This is a genomic window from Comamonas sp. GB3 AK4-5, from assembly GCF_041320665.1.
In the GTDB taxonomy this organism is placed as follows: domain Bacteria; phylum Pseudomonadota; class Gammaproteobacteria; order Burkholderiales; family Burkholderiaceae_C; genus Comamonas.
In genome coordinates, this window is record NZ_CP166730.1 from 2,393,624 (window position 1) to 2,417,709 (window position 24,086).

The following is a 24,086-nucleotide window of genomic DNA, read 5'->3' on the forward strand; positions in this document are numbered from 1 at the left end:
GCCTGAAAAATGGATGGCAAGGCCAGCAGAATGGCTTGCTTGAGGAAATGTTCTGTATCAAATCGCTTGCAAATGCTTTTCCTATATGCATGGCGTGCTTCTGTTTGCATAGCTGAGAGTGGCGCCGCTACTGTCAGCCCATTGCAAGAGCTTGTTTCCATAATTAAGAATTCAGAACAGGGCCGCTTGGCGAGGGCGGTTTCTTCAAGCAGGAGACAAAAAACATGAGTTCGTTCGCCGATTTCCACACACGTTCCATTTCCGAGCAGGAGCGTGAGTCCTTCTGGGCCGAACAGGCCAAGCTGGTGGACTGGAAAGTTGCACCCACCCAGGCATGTGACTACAGCACCCCCCCATTTGCGCGCTGGTTCCCCGATGGTGTGACCAATCTGTGCCACAACGCCCTGGACCGGCATTTGCCGGCGCTGAAAGACCAGCCGGCGCTGATTGCCATCTCTACCGAGACCGACACCGAGCGCACCTACACCTATGGCGAGCTGCATGCCGAAGTGCAGCGCATGGCCGCCGTGCTGCAGTCATTCGGTGTGCAAAAGGGCGACCGGGTGCAAATCTATATGCCCATGGTGGCCGAGGCCGTTTTTGCCATGCTGGCCAGCGTGCGCCTGGGTGCCATCCACTCCGTGGTGTTTGGCGGCTTTGCCTCGGTGTCGCTGGCCTCGCGCATCGATGACGCCCAGCCCAAGGTGATTGTCAGCACCGATGCCGGCTCGCGCGGTGGCCGTGTCGTGGCCTACAAGCCGCTGCTGGACGAAGCCTTGCAGCTGAGCAGCCACAAACCCGAGGCGGTGCTGATGGTCAACCGCGGTCTGGCGCCCATGCAGATGCAGGCCGGCCGCGACCATGACTGGGCCGCGCTGCGCGCCCAGCATCTGGATGCGCAAGTGGCTTGCACCTGGGTGCAGTCCACCGATCCCAGCTACATCCTCTACACCAGCGGCACCACGGGCAAGCCCAAGGGCGTACAGCGCGACACTGGTGGCTACACCGTGGCGCTGACCTCCAGCATGCAGCACATCTTCCACGCCAAGCAGGGCCAGACTTTTTTCTGCACCAGCGACATCGGCTGGGTGGTGGGCCACAGCTACATCATCTATGCGCCCTTGCTGGCCGGTATGGCCACGGTGTTGTACGAAGGCCTGCCTGTGCGCCCGGACGCCGGCATCTGGTGGAGCCTGGTGGAGAAATACCGCATCACCCATATGTTCTCGGCGCCCACGGCCATACGGGTGCTGAAAAAGCAGGACCCGTCCTTTCTCACCAAGTACGACCTGTCCAGCCTGCAGGCGCTGTGGCTGGCGGGCGAGCCGCTGGACGAGCCCACGGCCCAGTGGATCAGCAGCGCGATTGGCGTGCCCATCGTGGACAACTACTGGCAGACCGAAACCGGCTGGCCCATCATGACGCTGTGCAACGGCGTGGAAAAGCAGGCCAGCCGCTTTGGCAGCCCGGGCCGTGCCGTGTATGGCTACAACGTCAAGCTGATCAACGAGACCACCGGCGAGGAGCTGACGGCGCCGAACGAGAAGGGCGTGCTGGCCATCGAAGGCCCGCTGCCGCCAGGCTGTCTGCAGACCGTGTGGGGTGATGACGAGCGCTTCATCAACACCTACTGGAAGAGCATTCCCGGCCGTACCATCTACAGCACCTTCGACTGGGGCGTGCGCGATGCCGATGGCTATTACTTCATCCTGGGCCGCACCGACGACGTGATCAACGTGGCTGGCCACCGCCTGGGTACGCGTGAGATCGAGGAAAGCATCTCCGCCCACCCCGGCATTGCCGAAGTGGCCGTGGTGGGGGTGGCCGACAAGCTCAAGGGCCAGGCCGCCATGGCCTTTGCCGTGCCGCGCGATCCGGCCAGCATGGCCACGCCCGAGGCGCGTGCCAAGCTGGAGGCCGAGGTGATGAAGCAGGTCGACGGCCAGTTGGGCGCCGTGGCCCGGCCTTCGCGTGTGCTGCTGGTGGGCATGCTGCCCAAGACCCGCAGCGGCAAGCTGCTGCGCCGTGCCCTGCAGGCTGTGGCCGAGCACCGCGACCCGGGCGATCTGACCACCATGGAAGACCCGGCTGCGCTGCAGCAGGTCAAGGAGCTGGTGGAGCTGGGCTGATCGGCCCGTGCTTTGGGAGGCATGGCCGCTTTGGCGAGCCCTGCTTCCTCAGATCGTGAACACGTTCTCAGTGTGCCCAGCCCCAGGTTGACACCTGGGGCTTTTTTTGCGCTGCAATGCTCTGTATTTATGAGCTTTGCTTGCTTGCTGTGTAAGCGTTTCAGGCTGGTTTGACTGAAAGCCTCCGCAAGCTATGCCGTGCTGCTGCTGGCCTCGGCTTCCTGGGCCTGCCATTGGGCATGCCAGGCCGGCAATTCTTCGGCGGGCATGGGGCGGGCAAAGAAATAGCCCTGGGCCACCTGGCAGCCCACTTTGCGCAGCTGCTCGCATTGCTCCCTGGTCTCCACGCCCTCGGCCACCACCTGATAGCCAAAGGAGGCGGCCAGGCTGGTTACGCCCTGGATGATGGTGCGGTTGCCCTGGTCGCGCAGCATGTCGTGCACAAAGCTCTGGTCGATCTTGAGCGTATCGAGTGGCAGCTGGCGCAGATAGGTCAGCGAGCAGTAGCCGGTGCCAAAGTCGTCCAGCGACACGGTCACACCCATGGCGCGCACCTGGGCCAGCTCTTCGGCCACATGGGTGATGTCCTGCAGCGCCGCACTTTCGGTGATCTCCAGATCCAGCAGCTGGGGCGGCACCTCGGGCTGCTGCTGCAGCTCGGCAATCAGCCAGTGGGCAAAGCCGGGCTGCTGCAGCTGGCGTGCCGAGATATTTACCCCCACCGACAGCGCCATGCCCTGGCGCTGCAGCATGGCGATGGTGCGCAGCCCCTGGCGCACGGCCCATTGGCCAAAGGGAATGTCCAGGTGGGAGCCTTCGACCAGCTGCATGAACTCGCTGGGTGCCAGCACCCCGCGTGCAGGATGGCGCCAGCGTGCCAGGCCTTCCACGCCCACCAGGTGGTTGTGCACCATGTCCACCTTGGGCTGGAGGAAGAGGGTGAACTCACCATCTTCCAGCCCTTGCTGGATGCGGGCGCTGTGCGCCTGCTGGTCGCGCAGCTGGCGCTCGTTGGCGGTGTCGAAGGAGCGCACGCAGTTGCGGCCGGCCTGTTTGGCCAGGTACATGGCCTGGTCGGCGTGGCGCAGCAAGGTGTCTTCGTCGGCATCGTCCTCGGGGTAGAGGGTAAAGCCCATGCTGGCGGTGATGCGCGCCGTCTCCTGGCCCAGTTTGTAGGGGGTGGCCAGGCGCTGCATGATGCGCTCCAGCAGCATTTCGCAGTGCACGCGGCTTTCCAGCCCGTTGAGCAGGATGACGAATTCGTCCCCGCCCAGGCGGGCCACGCAATCATGGGCGCGCAGCGCGCCCTTGAGGCGCTTGGCCACCTGCACCAGCAACTGGTCGCCCACGTCATGGCCGAGGCGGTCGTTGACCGGCTTGAAGCCGTCCAGATCAAGGTAGACCACGCCCAGTTGCCCGGCCTCGTGGCGGGCAATGCGGGTGCTTTCCTTGAGCCGGGTGGTCAGGTGCACGCGGTTGGCCAGGCCGGTGAGGGCGTCGAAATGCGCCATTTGCTCCAGCACATGGGTTTGCTCGCGCTGGGGGGTGACATCCTGGGTCACGCCCAGCATGCGCAGCGGCCGGCCATGGTGGTCGCGTGCCACCACCTTGCCCATGCTGCGCAGCCAGCGTGCAGGCTCGCCATGGGCGGTGCGCCAGGTGGCGTCGAAAGGCGTGTCATCGCTGGGCGTTTCCACATGGCGCAGCAGCTCGGCGTTGATGGAGGGGATGTCGGCCGTGGTCAGCAGCTCGGTCCAGTGGCGGGCAACGCGCCCGCCTATGGCCGCCGGAATGGCCTCTCCCTCCATGCCGTTCAGCTGCTGCCACTGGGTGTCGCCAGCAATCATGCCGGTGGCCAGGTCCCAGTCCCAGCGGCCCAGCGAGGCGGCCGACAGCGTCAGCGAAATAAGGGCTTCGCTCTCGCGCAAGCGTTCTTCCTCGGCCTTGCGCTCGCTGATGTCCTGCACCGATACCAGCCAGAAATCGCCATCGCCAAAGCTGGTGCGGCGCAGCGAAAACAGCACCGTGAGCGCTCTGCCATCGCGCGTGCTCAGGCGTGCTTCGCGGTTCACCAGGTGGGCCTCATGGGTGGCGCTGTGTGCCAGCGGGCGCCAGTCGGTGGCGGTGAGCAGGCCCAGGCTGATGGCGCTGTGGCCCATGCATTCGTAGCGGCTGAAGCCGAACAGGTCTTCCCACGCCGGGTTCACGGTCTTGAAGCGGCCGTCGCGGTACTGGGCCAGGGCCATGGGCGTGGGGACCATCTCGAAAATACGTTCAAAACGCACTTCCGACTGGCGCAGGCTTTCCTGGATGCGCTTGGACGCATCAATGTCCTGCATGGCGCCGCGCAGTCCCGTGATCTCTCCGTCCTCGTCGAGGATGACTTCGCCGCGCGAGCGCATCCAGGTCAGGCGGCCGTCGGCACGGATGATTTCGATCTCCGCACTCCACTCGGTCTTGGTGCGCAGGCATTGCTTGATCTTGTCGCGCATCAGGCCACGCCAGGCCGGGGCCACAAAGGTGTTGATGTATTCGCGCGGCAGGGGGGCATCTCGGGGCAGGCCGTGGATGTCAAAGCACACCTCGGACCAATACACCAGGCCCGAGTCCTTGGTGTCTTCCCACACGCCCAGCTGGGCCAGGTGGCCGGCCTGCTGCAACAGGCGGTTGACCGACTGCAGCGCATGGTGGGTGCGCTGTTCCTCACTGGTGTCGTGGAAGACAAAGATCATGCAGTCCTGCTCGGCAATGCGCACCGGCAGAGCCGAAATAAGACCCGGAACCTGTTGCTGGTGCACCAGGCTCTGGATGTTGATGGGCATGCGGTCCACATAGCCCTGGCGCTGCAGCTGCTCGAGCAGGCGTGGGCGCTCCTGCTCGGTGGCGTAGATCTGCAGCGCATAGTTGGTGTGCCCCACCACGGCCTCTGGCGCCAGGCCCAGCAGCTGGCAAAACGCCGGGTTCACGTCCAGAAACATGCCGTCTGCAATGCGGGAGATGCCGGCGGCATCCGGCAGCATGCGGTAGGCGCTGGCGTAGGCGTCCTGGGTCGATGCAGCCTGGCCGTGTGCCTGAGGGCGCAGGGCTCGCGCCGGCAGCAGCCTTTGCGCGGCCAGCACCAGCAGCGTGGCCGACGTCAGCCAGGGCAGCTGCAGCCAATCCAGTGCCGGCAGGCGCAGCACCTGGCCCAGGCTGGGGGGCAGAGGCAGCAGGCTCCACAGCCAGGGAATGAGCAATGCCAGCAACACGGCGGCGGACCAGGCGCGCCGGTGCAAGAAGTGGGCAGTAGGACGGGGTGCTTCACTCATGGCGCGCGGCTTGCTGTGCATGTGGGGGCGCTGCGTGGCACAGCGCCTTTCTCCTTGGTACGAGGTACTCGCTCGGGTGGCGGGCGTGAATAGGGTCGGCCTGGCCTGACGGTATCGCGAGGGACTGTAATGCTGGCCCGACAGCCGGGTATTGATCCAGCCTGGGTTTCCCTCGATGAGGGCTTAGAGTGTGACTAAAAGTAACTCAAATGTGCAGAGTGCGCAGGCGGGTTGTGGCGTGCAGCCTACAATCGACCTTTCGCGCCCGGGAGCACCTGGGCTGTCAAGTGGTTTGTTGACCTTTTGCGCCAAGGACGCCCGCCGTGCACGCCGCCGCCTCGATTTTCAAAGCCTATGACATCCGGGGCATCGTCCCTAGCACCCTGAACGAAGAAGTCGCCCGCGCCCTGGGCCGCGCCTTTGGCATGGCCGCACTGGCCGAGGGGCAGAAAACCGTGGCCGTGGGCCGGGACGGGCGCCTGTCCGGCCCCGCGCTCAGCGCGGCGCTGGCCGCTGGCCTGGTGGACGTGGGCCTTGCGGTCATCGACATCGGCCTGTGCACCACGCCCATGCTGTACTTTGCCGCCAGCACGCTGTGCGAAAGCGGCATCCAGGTCACAGGCAGCCACAACCCCAAGGACTACAACGGCTTCAAGATGGTGCTGGCCGGCCGCGCCATTTATGGCGAGGAAATCCAGGCCCTGCGCCGCGCCATGGAGGACGAGCGCTGGCAGCTGCAAAGCGGTGGCAGCGTGCGCCATGTGGATGTGCTGGCCGACTACAGCGCCCGCATCGTGGGTGATGTGAAGCTGTCCCGCCCGGTGAAGATCGTGGTGGACAGCGGCAACGGCATTGCCGGTGCTTCGGCTCCGGGCATCTTCCGTGCCCTGGGCTGTGAGGTGATCGAGCTGTTCTCCGAGGTGGATGGCGACTTCCCCAACCACCATCCCGACCCCAGCAAGCCCGAAAACCTGCGCGATGTGGTGAAGGCCTTGCAGGACACCGATGCCGAGCTGGGCCTGGCCTTTGACGGTGACGGCGACCGCCTGGGCATCGTCACCAAGGACGGACAGACCATCTACCCCGATCGCCAGATGGTGCTGTTTGCCCAGGACGTGCTGTCGCGCGTGCCCGGCGGCACGATTTTGTTCGACGTCAAATGCTCGCAGCGCCTGGCACCCGCCATTCGCGCGGCTGGCGGCGAGCCGCTGATGTGGAAGACCGGTCACTCCCTGGTCAAGGCCCGCATGAAAGAGGTGAACTCGCCTCTGGGGGGCGAGATGAGCGGTCATATCTTCTTCAAGGAGCGCTGGTACGGCTTTGATGACGGCACCTATGCCGGCGCACGCCTGCTGGAAATCCTGAGCCGGCATGCCGACCCCAGCGCGGTGCTGAATGCACTGCCCACCAGTTTTTCCACCCCCGAGCTGAACGTGGCCTGCGAAGAGGGCGAGCCCCACCGCCTGACTGCCGAGTTGCAGGCCCTGGCGCCCGCCAGCTTCCGCGCACCGGCCGACATCAGCACCATCGACGGCCTGCGTGTGGACTGGCCCGACGGCTTTGGCCTGATCCGCGCCAGCAACACCACGCCCGTGCTGGTGCTGCGCTTTGAAGGCCAGACGCAGCAAGCCCTGCACCGCATCGAAGGCGAGATGCTGGCGCTGCTGCGCCGCGTGAAACCCGATGCCCAACTGGGCGCTTCGGCACATTGAAGGGCATGGCCTGAACGCCTGCCGCAGCCTGTGACCCTGGCCCGCACCCTCTACTCCGCGCTCACCTGGGCGGCCCAGCCGCTGCTGCGGCGCAAGCTGCGCCGCCGTGCAGAGAAAGAAAGCGGCTATGCCGAGGCCGTGCCCGAGCGCTTTGGCCGCTACACCCCGGAGGATCTGGGGGCAGACCACCAGGGCCGGTGGCTGTGGGTGCATGCTGTTTCCCTGGGGGAGACCCGGGCGGCGGCGATTCTTTTGCAGGCGCTGCGGCTGCAGCACCCGAATCTGAAGCTGCTGCTGACCCATGGCACGGCCACGGGCCGGGCCGAGGGGCAAAAACTCTTGGAGCCCGGTGATGTGCAGGTCTGGCTGCCCTGGGACACCCTGGCCGCCACACGCCGCTTTGTGCGCCAGTTCCGCCCCGCCGTGGGCGTGTTGATGGAAACCGAAATCTGGCCCAATTTGCTGGCCGCCTGCCAGGAGGCCGGTGTGCCCGTGGTGCTGGCCAATGCACGGCTGAATGCCAAGTCACTGGCGGGGGCCCAGCGCTGGGGCGCGCTGTCGCTGCCGGCCTACCGGATGCTGTCCGCCATCTGGGCCCAGACCGATGCGGATGCCCAGCGTCTGCACCAGCTGGGTGTGGAGGAGCCCGAGGTCTTGGGCAACCTCAAGTTCGATGTGGAGCCCGATGCCGCACAACTGGCCCTGGGCCACGCCTGGCGTGCGGCCAACCCGCGCCCCGTGGTGCTGCTGGCCAGCAGCCGCGAAGGTGAAGAGGCGCAGTGGCTGGCGGCCGTGCAGCAGTTGCAGGTCGCCGGGCCGCAAGCAGCCGTGCAGTGGCTGATTGTGCCGCGCCACCCCCAGCGCTTTGAAGGGGTGCAGCAGCTGTTCACACAGGCAGGGCTGACGGTGTCGCGGCGCAGCCAGTGGGGGGCGGGCATGCCGGCGGAGGCCGATATCTGGCTGGGGGACAGCATGGGCGAGATGCCGCTGTATTACGCCCTGGCCCATGCCTGTTTGCTGGGCGGGAGCTTTGAGCCCCTGGGCGGACAGAACCTGATCGAGGCCGCCGCCTGCGGCTGCCCCGTGCTGCTGGGGCCGCACACCTTCAACTTTGCCGAGGCTGCCGAACAGGCCTGCGCCGTTGGCGCTGCACGCCGCGTGACCGATATGGCTGCTGCCGTGCAGCAGGCCGTGGCCCTGGTGCAGGACGCTGCCCAGCGTGCCGTCATGCAGCAGCAGGCCCTGGAATTTGCGGCGCAGCACCGGGGCGCGGCTGCGGCCACGGCCAGTGCGGTGTTGAAACTGATGAAGGAAACACCCCCCTGAGTCGCCTGCGGCGCCTTCCCCCGCTCTCGCATCGCAAGCGATGCGGGCAGGGGGACGACACCAGCGCGGCGGGGAGGCGCGGCCGGCATAGGCCCTTGCGCGGTGTCCCTGGCTTGGGACGCACCAGTTTGTGCGTTGTGCCACTGGTTTTTCTCCCTCGCCCGCTTGCGGGAGAGGGCTGGGGTGAGGGTGCCTCCCGCGAGCGCAGGCAGCTACCTCATCATTGCGGGGCGGCCCTTGCTCGCTGTCTCTTGTCTGGTCCACGCCTGTTTTGTGAGCACTGCCCTGTAAAGAGATCGCTGCTGTGGGGGGAGTATTCCCGTGGGCACCGGCATGGCCCACGCCAGGCATGGGCGTGTATGAGGCTTTATACGTCGCAAAAGTCCGCACCATAAGCACTGACAGCTCACAAAAACAAAGCGCCCCTGAGGGCGCTGTTGGTGTGTCGCAGTGGAAGTGCTCAAGGCTTGGTCAGCAGCTGGTTCAGACCGTGGATGTCTTGCAGCTGCAGCTGGCCTGCGGCCTGGCGCAGTTTGAGCTGGCCCATCAGCACGCTGTAGCGGGCCTGGGCCAGGTCACGCTGGGTTTGGTAGAGCTGGCTTTGGGCGTTGAGCACGTCCACATTGATGCGCACGCCCACCTGGTAGCCCAGCTGGTTGGCTTCCAGCGCGCTTTGGCTGGAGGCCACGGCCGCTTCCAGGGCCTTGACTTGGCCTTGACCGGATTGCACGCCAAAGAAGGCGGTGCGTGCGGCCTGGGCCGAGCTGCGGCGGGCGTGGTCCAGATCGGCTCTGGCTTTCTCTTCCAGCGACAGGGTTTCCTTGACGCGGTTTTGCACGGAGAAGCCGGCAAAGAGGGGGATGTTCAGCGCCACGCCCACCTGGCCCTGGTGGATGCGGTTCTTGATCGGAATGGTGGTGGTGCCGTCGGGGTTGCGCTGCACGCCATAGCTGGCCTGCAGGTCCACCGTGGGCAAATGGCCGGTTTCGGCCTTGCGGGTTTCGAGCTCGGCCAAGTCCAGTGCCAGGCGTGCCTGGCGCACCTGGGGCTGCTCTTGCTCGGCCTGCTCGACCCAGAGGGCGAGATTGCCGGGCAGCAAGGGCGGCAGCTGCACGGGCTGGGCCAGGGGCAGGGGGCTGAGCGGGCTTTTACCCACCAGCTGTTCCAGGGCCAGACGCTTGACCTGCAGGTCGTTGGTGGCGGCAATTTCTTGCGCATCGCTGAGGTCGCGGCGGGCCTGGGCTTCGCGGGTGTCGGTGATGGTGGCCGCGCCGATGTCGAAGTTGCGCTGGGCAAATTCCAGCTGTTCCTGCACGGCGCGCTTTTGCGCCTGTACGGTGGCCAGCGTGTCCTGGGCAGCCAGCACATCGAAATAGGCCTGGCTGGTGCGCACCAGCAGGTCTTGCGTGGCCGCATCCAGCTGTGCGCGGGCCAGCTCCACATTGCGCTGGCCTTGGCGGTAGCCAATGAGGTTGGCGGGGCGGTACAGCGGCTGACTGGCATTCAGACTGGCCGATTGCTGGGCCATGCCTTCCTTGATGCCGGCAATCTGCGGGTGGATCTGCAGATTGGTATAGCTGGCACCTGCCTGGGCCCCCACGCTGGGCAGCAGGCCGGCCTGGGCCTGGGCGCCCTTGTGCTGGGCAGCATCCAGTGCGGCGCGGCTGGCCAGCCACTGGGCGTCATAGCCCATGGCCATCTCGGTCATCTCCACCAGGCTTTGCGCATGCAGCGCGCCACTGACCAGTCCCATGGCCGCCAGGGCCGCCCAAGGCGTGAGGGTTTGCCGGAAGATGCGGACCATGGGGCTCCTTGCGAAGAAAAAGGCGGTGGCGGGTGTGAAAGAGCAGCGGTGCATGGTGCCGCTGCCCTCAAGAATCGTAGCGGCAGCTACGCTCAGTAGAGCGGGACGGAGGGGTCGCGCTCCCGGGACCAGGCGTCGATGCCGCCGTCGATATTGGCCACTTCTTCAAAACCCTGGTTGACCAGAAAGGCCGCCACATGCAGGCTGCGCACGCCGTGGTGGCACAGGCAGGCCGTGGGGCGATCCGGGTCCAGCGCTGCGAGCTGGGACGGGATCTGGCCCATGGGCAGGTACAGCAGCTCAAAGCCTGCGGGCTGGATGCTGGCGGTCTGCACCTCCCAGGGTTCACGCACGTCGATCACCAGAGGCAGGGGCTGATCCGGAAACCGGGCCAGCCAGTCATGCAGCTGGGTCGGTGGGACGCGGGTGAACATGGCGGTATCCCTTGCTCAGAACACAAAGCGTTCGGCGCGGGCAAAGCCCGACAGGCGCGGCGCCACGGTGTCCCAGGGCGTGGTGGTGATGCGCTCGTTGCCTTGGCGCTTGACCAGGGTGAAGCGCATCATGGGTTCCTGGCCCACGATGGCGCCCAGGCGGCCACCGTCCTTGAGGTGGTTCAGCAGGCTTTCGGGCAGCACTTCCACCGAGCCGCTGAGCACGATCACATCGAACGGGCCTTCTGCCAGCGCGTCCTTGGCGCCGTCGCCCACGCGCACGCTGACATTGTCGGCGCCGGCGGACTGCAGGTTCTCACGGGCCAGCTCGGCCAGCTCGGGGTTGATTTCCAGCGTCAGCACTTCCTTGGCCAGACGGCCCAGCAGGGCGGCGCTGTAGCCGGTGCCGGTGCCGATTTCCAGCACGCGCTCATGGGGCTGGATGGCCAGGTCATTGGCCATGCGGGCATCGACCTTGGGGGCCAGCATGATTTGCTCACCCACGCCCAGCGGAATCTCTACGTCCATAAAGGCCTGCTCATAGTTGGCAGGCGGCACGAAGTCTTCACGGCGAACCTGCTCCAGCGCGTCCAGCACGCGCACGTCTTGCACCACCCAGGGGCGGATTTGCTGCTGCACCATGTGAAAGCGTGCGGTGGCGTGGGCGTCGGTGGTGTCAGCTGGGCGGTTATAGGGCAATGTCATCGGGGTCTCCTCCACAAGGGGATGGGGGTAAGCGCAAAATCTTCGATTCTAAGGTTCCTGGGCAGGATGCGGCGGCTTGGCCTTGTTGAAGCTGCGTCCCAGCCAACGGGCCAGGTCATCCATATAGCAGTACATGACGGGCACCACCACCAGCGTCAGCAGCGAGGAGGTGATGACGCCGCCAATCACGGCCTGGCCCATGGGGGCGCGCTGTTCCGAGCCTTCGGACAGGGCAAATGCCAGCGGCACCATGCCGAACACCATGGCCAGCGTGGTCATCAAAATGGGGCGCAGCCGCACCCGCGCGGCCGCCAGCAGGGCTTGTTCGCGCGGCAGGCCGGGGTGGGGCAGGCCGTCTTCGCCGGTATGGGGCTGGCGGGCACGGATGGCAAAGTCCACCAGCAAAATCGCATTCTTGGTCACCAGGCCCATGAGCATCACCACGCCGATGATGGAGAACATGGACATGGCGGAATGGAACATCAAGAGCGCCAGCACCACGCCGATCAGGGTCAGCGGCAGCGAGGTCATCAGCGCCAGCGGCTGCAAAAAGCTCTGGAACTGGCTGCCCAAAATCATGTAGATGAAGATGATGGCCAGGGCCAGTGCCGAGACCGCATAGGCAAAGGACTCGTTCATGTTCTTGGTGGAGCCGGCAAATTCCCAGCGATAACCCGGGGGCAGGTGGGCGGTGTTCAGCAGTTGGCGGATGTCGGCCGAGATTTCGCCCGCCGAGCGCAGCGAGGCATTGGCGGAGAACTGGATCTCGCGCGCCAGAGAGCGGCGGTTGATCTGGCTGGGGCCGCTGGATTCGTGCAGCGCCGCCACCTGGTTCAGGCGCACGATGCGCGCCGTGCCGTCGTTGCCCGTTACCGTCAGAGGCAGGCGCTGCAGGTCTTCGGGTTGGGTGCGGGCATCGGGGGCCATGCGCACATTCACGTCATAGGTTTCATCGTCGTCGGCACGCCAGTTGCCCACGGTTTCGCCGGCCACCAGCACGCGCAGCGCGCTGGCAATGCTGCCCACCGACAGTCCCAGGTCGGATGCGGCATCGCGCTGCACGCGCACATCCACCATGGGGCGGTCCCCCTTGAGGCTGGAATCCAGATCCACCAGGCCGGGAATCTGGCGCAGCTGCGGCAGCAGCTGCCGGTTGAGCCGGGCCAGCTCGGTCAAATCCGGCCCCATGACGGAAAACTCGATCTGCTTTTGCCCACCCACGGGGTCCAGCAGGCCGACCTGGGTGACGGTAATTCCCGGCACCTGGCGCAGGGCCTCGCGCAGGGCAATGCTCATCTGGTCCACATCGCGCGTGCGCTGCAGGCGGTCCACCAGGCGGACGTAGATGCTGGCGTCGCTCTTGCTGGGTGCACTGCCGCTGTTGATGGTGGTGACGGTGTAGCGCACCTCGGGCAGGCTGCGGATCACGGCTTCCACCTGGCGGGCGCGGGCCTCGGTGGTCTCCAGCGAGGCACCCTGGGGCGTGCGGAACTGCACCGTGGTTTCCGAAAAATCCGCCTTGGGAACGAACTCCGTGCCCAGCAGCGGCAGCATCAAAATAGCGCTCAAAAAAACCGCCAGGGCCAGCAGCAGCGTCCACAGCTTGTGGGCCAGCGACCAGGCCAGGATGCGTTGGTAGCCCCGGGCCAGGTCTTCGGTCAGACGTTCGAAAAAATGGGTGATGCGGCCCAGTGTGCGGCCATACAGGCTGCGATCGGGCCCCTGGCCTGCGCTGTGGATGCTGGGGTCATGCCAGATGCTGGAGAGCATGGGGTCCAGCGTGAAGCTGACGAACATGGAAATCAGCACCGCGGCAACGATGGTGATGCCGAACTCATGGAAGAACTTGCCGATGATGCCTTCCATAAAGCCAATGGGCAGGAACACGGCCACGATGGACAGCGTGGTGGCCAGCACGGCCAGGCCGATTTCCTGGGTGCCGTCCAGGGCAGCCTGGAAAGGGGTTTTGCCCATTTGCACATGGCGCACGATGTTTTCGCGCACCACGATGGCGTCGTCGATCAGCAAGCCCACGCACAGCGACAGCGCCATCAGCGTGACCATGTTGATGGTGAAGCCAAAGGCGCGCATGAAGAAAAAGGTGCCGATCAAGGCAATCGGTAGTGTCAGCCCGGTGATGACCGTGGAGCGCCAGGAGTTCAGGAACAGAAACACGATGAGCACGGTCAGCAGCGCACCCTCGATCAGGGTCTGGGTCACGTTCTTCACGGCCACCTGAATGGGGCGGGCGGCGTCTCCCACTTTCTCCAGACGAATGCCTGCGGGCAGCTCGGCCTGCAAGGCCTGCACTGCGGCGTCCAGCCCCTGGACCACGGCAATGGTGTTCTCTTCCTGTGCTTTTTGTACCGACAGCAGCAGGGTGCGCTGGCCGTTGTACAGGGCCAGTGATTCCTGCTCCTGCGCGCCATCCTGGATGCGCGCCACCTGGCCCAGACGCACAGGGCTGCCGTTTTTGCGGGCAACGATGAGCCGGGCAAAGTCCTGGGGGTTGTGCACGCGGGCGTCGATCTGCACCACGCGCTCCTGCTCCAACGAGCGTATGGTGCCGACCGGCAGGTCCTGGTTTTCGCTGCGCACGGCCGCTTCCACCTGGTTGGGGGTGATGCCGTAGGCATCCAGTGCGGCGGGATCCAGGTAGATGTTGATTTCACGCCGGGAGGCGCCCACCAGGTTCACGGCCCCCACGCCGCGCACGTTTTCCAGGCGCTTCTTCAGCACCTTGTCGGCCCAGGTGGTCAGTTGCACCGGCGACAGCGGGCTCTGGCCGGCTTGCGCCTGCGGCAGCACGGCCAGGGTCCAGACCGGGGCATTGGTCGGGTCAAAGCGCAGCACACGCGGCTCCTTGACCTCGTCGCGCAGCGTGGGGCGCACGGCGGCCACTTTCTCACGCACATCTTCTGCGGCACGGCGGCCATCCACGTACAGCTGGAATTCGACGATGACCACGGCCCGGCCCTGGTAGCTGCGCGAGGTCAGCGCATTGATGCCGGCAATGGTGTTGACGTTTTCCTCGATCTTGCGGGTGACTTCGCTCTCCACAATCTCGGGCGAGGCGCCGGGGTAGTCCACGGTGACCACCACCACCGGAAAGTCGATATTGGGAAACTGGTCCACCGCCAGGCGCTGGTAGGAAAAAAGGCCCAGCACCACAAAGGCCAGCATGACCATGGCGGCGAACACCGGGTTGCGCAAGCTGACACGGGTGAACCACATGGCGGACTTTCGGTGGGTGGCTCAGCGAGCGGCCGCGGGTGCCGGGGGCTGCTGAAAATCGACCTTGCTGCCTTCTGGCAGCGGTCCCATGCTGGCCAGCAGCACGGTGCTGTCTTCGGCCAGGCCTTGCACCGCCACCCAGGGGGCCTGGTTGCTGCTGTCGGCCGGCACGGCCTGCACACCCAGTTGCACGGGCCGGTGCAGCACGGCACCGTTGAGCACCAGTTGCACATAGGGCTGGGGTTGGTCGTTGCGCACCGCGTCCAGCGGGACGGCCAGCGCCGTCACCCTGCCCGTGTCGATATGGCCTTGCACAAACATGCCGGGGCGCAGCTGCACGCTGGTGTTGGGCTGCATGCGCAAAAACACCGGTACGGCACGGCTGCCGCTTTGGGCACTGGGGCTGATGCGTACGACCTGGGCCGAAAAAGCCAGCGCATTGCCTTCCACTTGCAGCGTGGCATTTTGGCCCAGCAGCACCTGCAGCGAGTCCTGGGCGGGCAGCGGCGCCTGCAGCTCCAGTGCACCGAGGTTGACCACTTCCACCACCGATGCGTCGGCGTTGACGCGTTCGCCGTTCTGCACCCAGCGGCGGGCAATCTGTCCGTCAATGGGGCTGCGCAGCACGGTGTCATCCAGCACCTTGCGGGCCGCGTCGGCGGCGGCCTGGGCTGCCGCGTAATTGGCCAGGGCGCCCCGCAGATTGGCTTGGGAGGTGCTCAGGGCCGTGGGCGAGATGAATTGCTGCGCTACCAGGGCGCGGTTGTTGTCGAACTGGCGCTGCTGAATCTCTACCTGAGCCTGGGCGGCATCGGCCTGCAGTTTGGCCTGGCGCCAGCGGGCCTCGCTTTCGGTGGCATCCACGCGGGCAATTACCTGGCCTTTGCGCACGCTGTCACCCTCACGCAGCGCCAAGTCTTTCAGCTCGCCGCTGACGCGGGCCTTGACCACGCCGCTGTCCACCGCCGTGAGCGTGCCGCTGATGGGCACTTGCAAGGGCAGGGAGCGTGGCACCAGGGTCAGCCAGTCCTGGGCGGTGGCGCGCAGCGGCGGGGCACTGGCAGTCTGCTGGGTATGCAGATCTTGCTGCTGGTTGCGCTTGGTCTGGATGGATCGCCAGCCCCCCACGCCCAGGCCGAGCAGCATCAGCATGACCAGGGCCCAGAAAATTCTGCGGCGGGTGCGAGGGCTCATGGGGGGGAGGCCTTGGGGGCAGGAAAGGGGGACAGCATGCGCTCGGGCAGCTGTGGCATGGCGAGTGTAGCCACTGCCTGGGGATGCACCAGCAGGCCGCGCAGGCAGTTGCGCAGCTGCGACAGGAAGTAGCTGGACGGCCCCAGGCCCCGGTCTTGCGGATGGCTGAGTTCGCTGTCCGGGCGCCACAGCATCACGAACACCATGGGCGTCAGCACCAGGTACAGGGCCTCGGCCAGAGGCATGGGGTGGAATTCACCGTCGTCCATGCCGCGCTGCAAGATGAACTCCAGCATGGCGTGACCGGGCTCGTCCACCTCCTGGCGGTAGAAGGCCGCCAGCTCGGGAAACTGCGGGGCCTCGTTCCACATCAGCCGGCAGATGCCGCCGGCGGGTGCGCCCACTGAGTGCTGCCACCAGACCTCCATGGCCCGGCACAGCATGGCGGCGCTGCTACCTTGAAAGCTGTGCAGCTCCAGGCGCCAATCGGCAAAGGCACTGGAAATGTTCTGGCGCACCACGGCCTTGAACAGCTCCTGTTTGCTGGGGAAGTACAAAAACAGCGTGCCCTTGGAGACGCCGGCGCGCGCGGCCACATCTTCCACGCGGGTGGCGGCATAGCCTTTTTCCAGAAAAAGCTGCAGCGCGGCTTCCAGCAGCTCGCCAGGGCGGGCCTGCTTGCGGCGGCTGTGGCGGGGGGCGGGCGCAGACATCGGGCTTGCGGATCAAGTAGTTAATGACTAATTGGTCAGTAATCTAGCATGAACGCTTGGCGGCTCATGGCTCCATGGTGTGAATGGAGACCACGGCCGTGGCTGTGGCGATGAGGCGGCCATGCTGGCTCAGCTCGCCAGCGAGGTGGCAGATCTTGCTGCCGCGCCGCAGCACACGGCCCAGCCCGGAGATGGACCCAGGTTGGGCCGGGCGCAGAAACTGGGTCACCTGCGACAAGGTAGGGGCGAACTGGCCCGCGATGAGCTGGGCCGCCAGGGCCGAGCCCATGGTGTCGTCCAGCATAGCGGACAGAAAACCGCCCTGGATATGGCCCGCAGGGTTGGCAAATTCAGGCTTGCCATGGAAGACGGTTTCCACCGTGCCGTGCTTGGCATCGACGGTGACGATGCTTCCACCCAGGGTGAGAAAGGCCGGCGGCAATGGCAATTCGCCGCGCTGCATTCTCCAGAAAAAAGCGACGGGGTCCATCAAGCGGCAGCCTTGTCGTGGTGGAGTGAGGCATGGTAATGCACCCGCTTCATCAGGCCTTCACTTCTTACCTGCGGTCACGGTCCTTGGGGCTTCTTCTACAAAGCCCATACCGAAAAGACGCCGGATCATATTCTTCGGTGCAAAAAACAGTGTGCCTTTATCACGCTGGGCTGCAATTTTTGCGCGGCATACCATGCGAAACTCCTTTATCTCTAATTTTTGGAGATTATTTTTTTTAAATTTCATTATTTGTTGCGAATCATCAACATGGTGAGACCCTGATTTGATGGGGTGCCGTTTGTCGGAATTTGACTACAAAATTACCAGAAAAAATCTGTTTCAAAAAGTTTTTAACCAGAGTAATGTTTTGCTCATCTGGTTTTTATAAGAATAAAGTGCACTCCATATACGGCATATTGGTGGATTATGGGTGGGAATATGTTCTGTCATTTGCCAGCATTGCTTTCATCGCAATGAGTGGCTACTTTCGAGTAGGCCGGCCACCCGGCTTCTCGGCTTTCTATCACGGCCGCAAAGCTCGGCATGCTGTGATATCTCCCAAGTATGTTTTTACTCCCTGATCAGGTGCTGATCGGGGTGCTGCTGCTTTCCCGAAAGCGATGCTGGCGAACAGTGATGCTGTCAGCCGATTTTTCTCGGTGGAGTTCTGCTGCCAGCATGAAATCTGGATTTTTGAGACGTTTATCTATAAAGACAGCGAGGGTTGAAGATGTGGTATTCCAGTGAGAAAAAAAATGCGACTGCTTTTGTTTGCAAGTCTTTTTGTGCCTTTTTACTCCTGAGGCTTGGTTCGATGCCATATGGCCATGCAGCTTACGATATACAGTACAACGGCCCTAATAATGCGGTGAACTCCATTAGCGGGTATGGAGTGGATACCACAGGTATTGATCATGTGGAAAACGCTTTGAATGGGTCTCACACATCGTCATTGATCAGGGTGACAGGGCAGGGGAGTACGCTGAATTTTTCAGCAGCAAATGTTCAGCTTGTCAATCACACCGGCAACCAGTCACGCGCTATTTCCATAGAAAATGGCGGAAGCCTTCATTTTGATGGCAGTCTGGATATCAATTTGAGCAGCACCATTGCACGGCAAAATTATGGCTTGTCCATGATCGACACGGGATCGATGGTGGTTGAGAAAGACCTGCGATTTTCTGGGAATATAGGCAATGCCTTTATTTTTTCGCAACATGGCAGTGTGGAAGTGAAAGGCAATACCACCTTTGATTTGGGTAGAATTTCCATGATGGGCTCTGCGATTGTTGCTGGAACAAGCCAATCCAATAGCGATGCAAAATTGAATTTTTGGCAGAAAACCACGATTAACAACGATGCGATTTTCTCCAATACCATGATGCTGCATGGTACGACCTCTACAACCTTTGATGAGCTGGAAATCAACTCATCGGGCTATATGGGCAGAGAGGTCGCTATCAACGATGATGCGGCCTTGATATCCACCGGAAAGACAGTCATCAAAAGCAATCGCTATTCATTGTTTGATATCAATATCAGAGGGAAATCCAATGGTTTTATCAGCTTGGGGGAAGATAGAAGCATTGTGGATGAACAGCTGAGACAGCATACAAACACATTTGTCAATATCGGTGAAAAAGCCTATCTATACAATGACCAGGTAGATGCTGCAGGTATTGATATTCACCACGATGGTGCTTCACTCAGCCATATTCTCATCAAGGGTGTATTGGACGTGCGAAACGGCCAGGCAATTGTGAGCGATGGGCATGGGCAGACCGATATCAAGCTAGAGGGCGGTCATATCCTGGGGAATATAGACCTGAGTGCTGGAGATGACAGGGTGGAGCTGCTCTCGGGCTCCATGGCCGGGGAGATCATCATGGGTGCGGGTAGTGACCATGTGATCATTCACCAGGGCGTGGATATCAGCGGTCTTCAGAGTGCCAATGGTCACCGAAACAGCAGCCCCAAAGATATTGCAGACCATGATCAACTGACTTTGGATGGGGTGAAAAACCTGACTGCCCATACCTCTGGCGCAGGAAGCGTGTTGCCTGGCATCAATTTCCTGAACTGGAATGATATCTATCTGGTCAATGGCGCAGAGATGAGCATTGCCCAGCAGATATTTGCAGCCAATGAAGTGGGATCACACCAAATTCATATTGATTCAGGCTCCATCATCAAGCTGGCAACACCGCTGGCGACCATCTATGGTTCTGTGAATAACAATGGAGTCATCTCTATGGCCAATGGTCTGCCTGGAGATAATTTGGTCATTGAGGGAGACTACCAGGCGGGAAAGGGTGCTTTGGTCTTGGACACGGTGTTGGAAGGGGATGCTTCTTTAAGTGACAAGCTCACCATCAAAGGGGATGCCAAGGTGGGCGAAACCCATGTCAAGATCAACCAAGTGGGTGGCGGCGGAGCTCAGACAAAGACAGGTATCAAGGTCATAGAAATCTTGGGAAAGTCGGATGCCAAATTCACACTCGATGGCCGTGTGGTCGCCGGTCAGTACGATTATTTCTTGCGCCAGCACAGTCCTGATCAGCAAGACGGAAACTGGTACCTGCGGTCGGAGCTGAATGAACCCAAGGTCCCCATTGTTCGGCCCGAGCCTCTCACCTATATCAACAACCATTGGGCTGCAAATTCCCTGTTCCAGATGCGTCTGCACGATAGATTGGGTGAGGCGCAGTATGTGGATCCGGAAACAGGAAAGACCAAGGTCAGCAGCCTATGGTTGCGCCAAGTGGGAGCCCATGCCCGCAATCGGGATAGCAGCGAGCAGGTGGGCGCTTCCAGCAATAGGTTTATGACCCAGCTGGGCGGGGATGTGCTTCAGTGGAGCCAGGACGGTGTGGAGCGATGGCATCTGGGCTTGATGGCCGGATATGCCCGGCAAAATACCAGCAGCAGCAGCGTCAAAAGCACATACCGCTCTCAGGGTACTATCGATGGCTATAGCGTAGGCCTGTATGGGACTTATTTTGCCAATGCGGTAGAAAAAACAGGTGTTTATTGGGATGGTTGGCTGAACTACGGCTGGTTTGATAACAGCGTGGAGGGACAAGGGCTGCAGACAATGCACTACAAATCCAAAGGCCTGACGGCCTCGGTAGAGGCTGGTTACACCTGGAATTTGGGGGAGAACAAGCAGCGCGATGCCCGATATTTTTTGCAGCCCAAAGCGCAGCTGACCTGGATGAATGTGCGTTCCGATAATTTCATCGAGCAGCAGCAAGGCATGAAAATTCAGGTGGACTTTGCCAGCAAGGCCAATTTGCAAACGCGCTTGGGTCTGCGTGCCTATCGGGATAAAAATGCAGAAACAGAGCGAGATAAAGAGCAGACATTCAAATCTTTTGTGGAGGTGAATTGGATTCACAACAGCCAAAGCTTTGGTGTGGCCTTTGATGGCGACCGCAGCAGCATGCGCGGCGATAGAAATACCGGCGAGGTGAAAGTGGGTCTGGAAGGGAAATGGTCAAGGCAATGGCATGGCTGGGGGAATATTGCCTATCAAATGGGGCAGCAGGGCTATAAGGAAACCAAAATCACGGCCGGCATGAAATACATTTTCTAATCACGGCCGGTATGGTTTTGATGGGCAGGCTGCGCAACCTGCCCATCAAAACGCCTGATGAGCTACATGTCTCAGATGAAGTTTCACTGCGAATTGCGCTGCTGCGTGGATATGACGTTCTGAGGCCGGGACTCGCCCCGGCAGGCGACTTCATTTTCTTGAACGCTCAAGAAAACGGAAGCAAAAGAAACCGCCCCTGCTGCCCATGTCCCTGCGCTGCGCTTCGGGCAAGCTCAGTGCTCGATCCCAGGGCGGTGCCGCAGAACTCGCGGCGCGGCGTAGCCGCTCTGCTCAAACATGCTGCGGCAAGTCAGACCACGAAGCAGCTGTGTCCTTCGGCACAGCTGCCCGCCCCGCGCTCTGCGCGCCGAGCCATGGGCAAAAGGGGAAGGCGGGAGCCGGATACCTGCCCTGCGTAGGCTGTGCCGTTGACGAACTTTATCTCCAAGCCATAAACACCTGATGCTTCGTCACGCTGCTGGCGCTGCGGTTATTCCCCTTCTATACACGCCTGCGGCGCACAGCACACAGGGCCGCATGGCTGCCGTAGGACAGCCATGCTTCGTAGACTGACTTGCCGCGGCTGTTTGAGCGGAGCGCTGTAAGCGCGCAGAGAGTTCTGCGGCAGGCCCTGCGTGCTGGGTGACGCAGGTCGCCCCGGCGCGACAGCGCTGAGGTCGGGGATAGAGGGGCGCATTCTTCGCCTACCTTCTTGTGCGAGCAAGAAGGTAGGTCGCCCGCCGGGGCGAGACCCGGCTTCGGAACATCACTTCACAACAGTGCCTGAGATAAGTACCTAATCAGGTCAAAACGGCTGCCGGTGTAGCAGCCATGGGCATGGCTTGCTACGGTTTGGCTACATTCTGCGCGGCATGCTGCCATCCGCCCCCCAAGGCCTTGTACAGCTGCACGCGGTTGTCCAGCTCGGCCTGGTGCAATCGCACCACCTCCAGCTCGGCCGCATACAGATTGCGCTGGGCGTCCAGCTCTTCCAGGTAGCTGGCGTAACCGGCTTCATAGCGGTCGTGGGCCAAGCCCAGCGATTTTTTCAGCACCTCGCGGCGTTGGGTGGCGTGCTGGGTTTGCTGGGCCAGGCGCTGGGTGCCGGTGAGGGCGCCCTCCACATCGGCAAAGGCGTTGAGCACGGCGCCGCGGTAGCCGTAGGCTGCCTGGTCGCGCTGGGCCGTGGCGGCATCCAGTTGGGCTTGTAGGCGGCCGCCGTTGAACAACGGTGCCAGCAGGCTGCCGCCCAGGCTCCACACGGTGAGGGGGTTGTAGTCCAGCGCGTTGACCAGCAGGCTGCCCACGCTGGCGCTCAGACTCACCTGGGGCAAAAAGGCTGCGCGCTGGGCCTGCATCTGGTGGTCGCTGGCGGCCAGCAGGGCGGCCGCACGGGCAATGTCGGGGCGGCGTTCCAGCAACTGCGAAGGCAGGCTGGCCGGCACGGCGGGCAGTGGCAGGTCTTGCAGCTGCCCGGTAGAGGCAGCCAGCAGCTGGGCGTTGCCGCCGGCCTGGCCCAGCAACAGATTCAGCGTGGTCAGCTGCTTGTCGATTTGCCACTGCAGCTGCAGCACCTGCTGCTGCACGGCCTCGTATTCGGCCTGTGCCTGGGTCAGCTGCAACTGCGAGCTATAGCCCACACGCACCTGGTCGTTGGCCAGTTGCAAGGCCTTGTCGCGTGATTGCACCGTGGCCTGGCTGATGGCCAGCTGCTGCTGCAGAGCGCGCAGGCCCACATAGGTCTGCACCGTGGTGGCGGCCACACTGAGCTGCACGGCGGCGCGATCGGCCTCGCTGGCCTGCACCCGTGCGGCAGCCGCCTGACTTTGCTGGGACAGCCGCCCCCACAGGTCCAGCTCCCAGCTGGCTTGCAGGCCGGGCTGGGCGCTGCGGGACTGGCTGGGGCCCAGCACTGTGAGGCTGCGGCCGGCCGAGGCGCCCAGCGTGGCGTTGAGCTGCGGGCTGCGCGCCGCATCGGTCGCGGCCAGATTGGCCTGGGCCTCTTGCACGCGGGCGGCGGCGGTAAGGATCTCGGTGTTCTGGGCCAATGCCTGCTGCACCAGGCGGTTCAGCTGGGCATCGCCCAGTTGGGTCCACCAGTCGCTGGTGAGGGCGGCGCTGGTGTCGGCGTTGGTGCCTGGGGTGGTGCCTGCGGCGCTGCTCCATTGCGCGGGCAAGGCCACCGCAGCGTTCTCGGGCAGGGCGCGGGGCAAGGGGGCGCAGGCGCTGAGCAGGGCCGCGGCCAGGGCCGTGGCGGCAAGCCACTGAGGGCGGCGCATCATGGCTGTTGTCCTTCGGTGCTGGTATCCACATGGGCAATCACGGACATGCCGGGGCGCAGGCGCGCGGCCAGGGGCTGGTCGGCGGCGATGGCAATCTTCACCGGCAGGCGTTGCACCACCTTGGTGAAGTTGCCGGTGGCGTTGTCGGCCTTGAGCACGGTGAACTCCGAGCCGGTGGCGGGGGCGATTTCCAGCACCTTGCCCGTGAGCTGGGCGCCCTCCAGGCCATCCACGGTGAAGCGGGCCGGTTGGCCGGGGCGCACCTGGGCGGTCTGGGTTTCCTTGAAATTCGCCACCACCCACAGCTGGGGCGGCACCACATACAGCAGCTGGCTGCCGGCGGCCACATATTGGCCCTTGCGCACCGTGACCTCGCTGGCCTGGCCATCGCTGGGTGCATGCACCGTGGTGTTGTCCAGATTGATCTGGGCTTGCTGCACCTGGGCCTGGGCCATTTGCACTGCAGCCTCCAGTGCGCGGCGGTTCACCGTGGTGGCCTTGATGGTTTCCTGGCCTATGGCGATGTCGGCTCTGGCCTTGTCCACATTGGTGGTGGCCAAGCGGGCGGTGGCGCGCACCTTGTCGCGCTCGTTGAGCGACACCGAGCCGCGCGCGGCCAGGTCTTCCACGCGGCGCAGCTCGGCCTGGGCGCGTTCGGCCTCGGCCCGGGTGGCGGCCAGCTGGGCCTGTTTGGCGGCCAGGCCGGCGTGGTTTTGCGACTGGGTCTGGGCTGAGTTGGCCAGCTGTGCCTGGGCATTGGCCAACTGGGCCTGTGCCTGGGCCAGCGCGGCCTCGTAGCTGCGGCGGTCGATCTTCACCAGGGGCTGGCCGGCCTTTACCTGCTCGTAGTCCTGCACCAGCACCTCGGTCACATAGCCGTTGACCTGGGGCGCCAGCACTGTCACCTGGCCGCGCACATAGGCGTTGTCGGTGGAGATGTCGGTGGTTTGGAATAGGCCTACATTCCAGGCGCGCAGCACCAGCACAATGCCGGTCAGGCCAATCACCACGGCGATGGAGGCGCTGCGCAGGCTGGGGCGGATCTTCTTGGGGGTGGGGGAGGCTGTAGCTGGGGTTGCAGGGGTGGCAGCGCTGGGGCTGTTGACCGGTGTGGGGGTGTTCTGGCTCATGGTGGCAATCGCAAAAAAGAGGAGGAG

Annotated in this window: 15 protein-coding genes; 4 read left to right on the top strand and 11 right to left on the bottom strand. The window is 63.3% G+C overall.

The window, feature by feature from the left end:
• Positions 1-224 precede the first annotated feature (224 nt).
• The gene (locus ACA027_RS10890) at positions 225-2,129 is read left to right on the top strand and encodes a propionate--CoA ligase (protein ID WP_370682389.1); all 1,905 of its coding nucleotides are present in this window, start codon (positions 225-227) and stop codon (positions 2,127-2,129) included.
• Between the two features lie 191 nt (positions 2,130-2,320).
• Here ACA027_RS10890 and ACA027_RS10895 read toward each other — a convergent pair whose 3' ends face one another.
• Entirely contained in the window at positions 2,321-5,437 is a 3,117-nt protein-coding gene (locus ACA027_RS10895; protein ID WP_370682390.1) for an EAL domain-containing protein, read from the bottom strand.
• A 323-nt stretch (positions 5,438-5,760) separates the two neighbouring features.
• On the opposite strand from ACA027_RS10895, the gene ACA027_RS10900 reads away from it, so the two are divergent.
• Positions 5,761-7,149, top strand: a complete 1,389-nt coding sequence (locus ACA027_RS10900) for a phosphomannomutase/phosphoglucomutase (protein WP_370682391.1) — start codon at positions 5,761-5,763, stop codon at positions 7,147-7,149.
• A 30-nt stretch (positions 7,150-7,179) separates the two neighbouring features.
• Positions 7,180-8,475: a 3-deoxy-D-manno-octulosonic acid transferase gene (locus ACA027_RS10905; protein WP_370682392.1), complete on the top strand. Its 1,296-nt coding sequence runs from the start codon at positions 7,180-7,182 to the stop codon at positions 8,473-8,475.
• Between the two features lie 460 nt (positions 8,476-8,935).
• Here the strand turns inward: ACA027_RS10905 and ACA027_RS10910 are convergent, their stop codons facing one another.
• The 8 genes from ACA027_RS10910 to ACA027_RS10945 form a co-directional block, all read right to left on the bottom strand.
• Positions 8,936-10,279, bottom strand: coding sequence for a TolC family outer membrane protein (locus ACA027_RS10910; RefSeq protein WP_370682393.1), 1,344 nt, complete (start codon positions 10,277-10,279; stop codon positions 8,936-8,938).
• A gap of 92 nt (positions 10,280-10,371) precedes the next feature.
• Entirely contained in the window at positions 10,372-10,713 is a 342-nt protein-coding gene (locus ACA027_RS10915) for a rhodanese-like domain-containing protein (RefSeq protein WP_370682394.1), read from the bottom strand.
• Positions 10,714-10,728: 15 nt separating this feature from the next.
• Positions 10,729-11,418, bottom strand: a complete 690-nt coding sequence (locus ACA027_RS10920) for a protein-L-isoaspartate O-methyltransferase (protein WP_370682395.1) — start codon at positions 11,416-11,418, stop codon at positions 10,729-10,731.
• Positions 11,419-11,466: 48 nt separating this feature from the next.
• Positions 11,467-14,652: an efflux RND transporter permease subunit gene (locus ACA027_RS10925; RefSeq protein WP_370682396.1), complete on the bottom strand. Its 3,186-nt coding sequence runs from the start codon at positions 14,650-14,652 to the stop codon at positions 11,467-11,469.
• A 21-nt stretch (positions 14,653-14,673) separates the two neighbouring features.
• Entirely contained in the window at positions 14,674-15,846 is a 1,173-nt protein-coding gene (locus ACA027_RS10930) for an efflux RND transporter periplasmic adaptor subunit (RefSeq protein WP_370682397.1), read from the bottom strand.
• Positions 15,843-16,559 carry a TetR/AcrR family transcriptional regulator gene (locus ACA027_RS10935; RefSeq protein ID WP_370682398.1) on the bottom strand — a complete coding sequence of 239 codons (717 nt, stop codon included), beginning with the start codon at positions 16,557-16,559 and terminating at the stop codon, positions 15,843-15,845. The genes ACA027_RS10930 and ACA027_RS10935 overlap by 4 nt, the downstream gene beginning before the upstream one ends.
• A 64-nt stretch (positions 16,560-16,623) precedes the next feature.
• On the bottom strand, positions 16,624-17,049 hold the full coding sequence (locus ACA027_RS10940) for a PaaI family thioesterase (RefSeq protein WP_370682399.1): 426 nt from the start codon (positions 17,047-17,049) through the stop codon (positions 16,624-16,626).
• A gap of 60 nt (positions 17,050-17,109) precedes the next feature.
• Positions 17,110-17,298 carry a hypothetical protein gene (locus tag ACA027_RS10945; protein WP_370682400.1) on the bottom strand — a complete coding sequence of 63 codons (189 nt, stop codon included), beginning with the start codon at positions 17,296-17,298 and terminating at the stop codon, positions 17,110-17,112.
• Between the two features lie 484 nt (positions 17,299-17,782).
• On the opposite strand from ACA027_RS10945, the gene ACA027_RS10950 reads away from it, so the two are divergent.
• A complete protein-coding gene (locus tag ACA027_RS10950; RefSeq protein WP_370682401.1) occupies positions 17,783-20,647 on the top strand; it encodes an autotransporter outer membrane beta-barrel domain-containing protein in 2,865 nt (954 codons plus the stop codon).
• Positions 20,648-21,492: 845 nt separating this feature from the next.
• On the opposite strand, the gene ACA027_RS10955 is transcribed toward ACA027_RS10950, so the two are convergent.
• Together ACA027_RS10955 and ACA027_RS10960 are read right to left on the bottom strand one after the other, a co-directional pair.
• Positions 21,493-22,929, bottom strand: coding sequence for an efflux transporter outer membrane subunit (locus ACA027_RS10955; protein ID WP_370682402.1), 1,437 nt, complete (start codon positions 22,927-22,929; stop codon positions 21,493-21,495).
• Complete coding sequence (locus ACA027_RS10960) at positions 22,926-24,059, bottom strand: HlyD family secretion protein (protein ID WP_370682403.1); 1,134 nt, start codon at positions 24,057-24,059, stop codon at positions 22,926-22,928. Before ACA027_RS10960 ends, ACA027_RS10955 begins: the two co-directional genes overlap by 4 nt.
• Positions 24,060-24,086 lie beyond the last annotated feature (27 nt).

What these genes read in the sequence shown, in the direction of transcription:
- ACA027_RS10890 (WP_370682389.1), top strand. Translation starts at nt 225, where the DNA reads ATGAGTTCGTTCGCCGATTTCCACACACGTTCCATTTCCGAGCAGGAG.
- ACA027_RS10920 (WP_370682395.1), bottom strand. Translation starts at nt 11,418, where the DNA reads ATGACATTGCCCTATAACCGCCCAGCTGACACCACCGACGCCCACGCC.
- ACA027_RS10940 (WP_370682399.1), bottom strand. Translation starts at nt 17,049, where the DNA reads ATGGACCCCGTCGCTTTTTTCTGGAGAATGCAGCGCGGCGAATTGCCA.
- ACA027_RS10925 (WP_370682396.1), bottom strand. Translation starts at nt 14,652, where the DNA reads ATGTGGTTCACCCGTGTCAGCTTGCGCAACCCGGTGTTCGCCGCCATG.
- ACA027_RS10935 (WP_370682398.1), bottom strand. Translation starts at nt 16,559, where the DNA reads ATGTCTGCGCCCGCCCCCCGCCACAGCCGCCGCAAGCAGGCCCGCCCT.
- ACA027_RS10910 (WP_370682393.1), bottom strand. Translation starts at nt 10,279, where the DNA reads ATGGTCCGCATCTTCCGGCAAACCCTCACGCCTTGGGCGGCCCTGGCG.
- ACA027_RS10955 (WP_370682402.1), bottom strand. Translation starts at nt 22,929, where the DNA reads ATGATGCGCCGCCCTCAGTGGCTTGCCGCCACGGCCCTGGCCGCGGCC.
- ACA027_RS10950 (WP_370682401.1), top strand. Translation starts at nt 17,783, where the DNA reads ATGTGGTATTCCAGTGAGAAAAAAAATGCGACTGCTTTTGTTTGCAAG.
- ACA027_RS10895 (WP_370682390.1), bottom strand. Translation starts at nt 5,437, where the DNA reads ATGAGTGAAGCACCCCGTCCTACTGCCCACTTCTTGCACCGGCGCGCC.
- ACA027_RS10945 (WP_370682400.1), bottom strand. Translation starts at nt 17,298, where the DNA reads ATGAAATTTAAAAAAAATAATCTCCAAAAATTAGAGATAAAGGAGTTT.
- ACA027_RS10960 (WP_370682403.1), bottom strand. Translation starts at nt 24,059, where the DNA reads ATGAGCCAGAACACCCCCACACCGGTCAACAGCCCCAGCGCTGCCACC.
- ACA027_RS10930 (WP_370682397.1), bottom strand. Translation starts at nt 15,846, where the DNA reads ATGAGCCCTCGCACCCGCCGCAGAATTTTCTGGGCCCTGGTCATGCTG.
- ACA027_RS10915 (WP_370682394.1), bottom strand. Translation starts at nt 10,713, where the DNA reads ATGTTCACCCGCGTCCCACCGACCCAGCTGCATGACTGGCTGGCCCGG.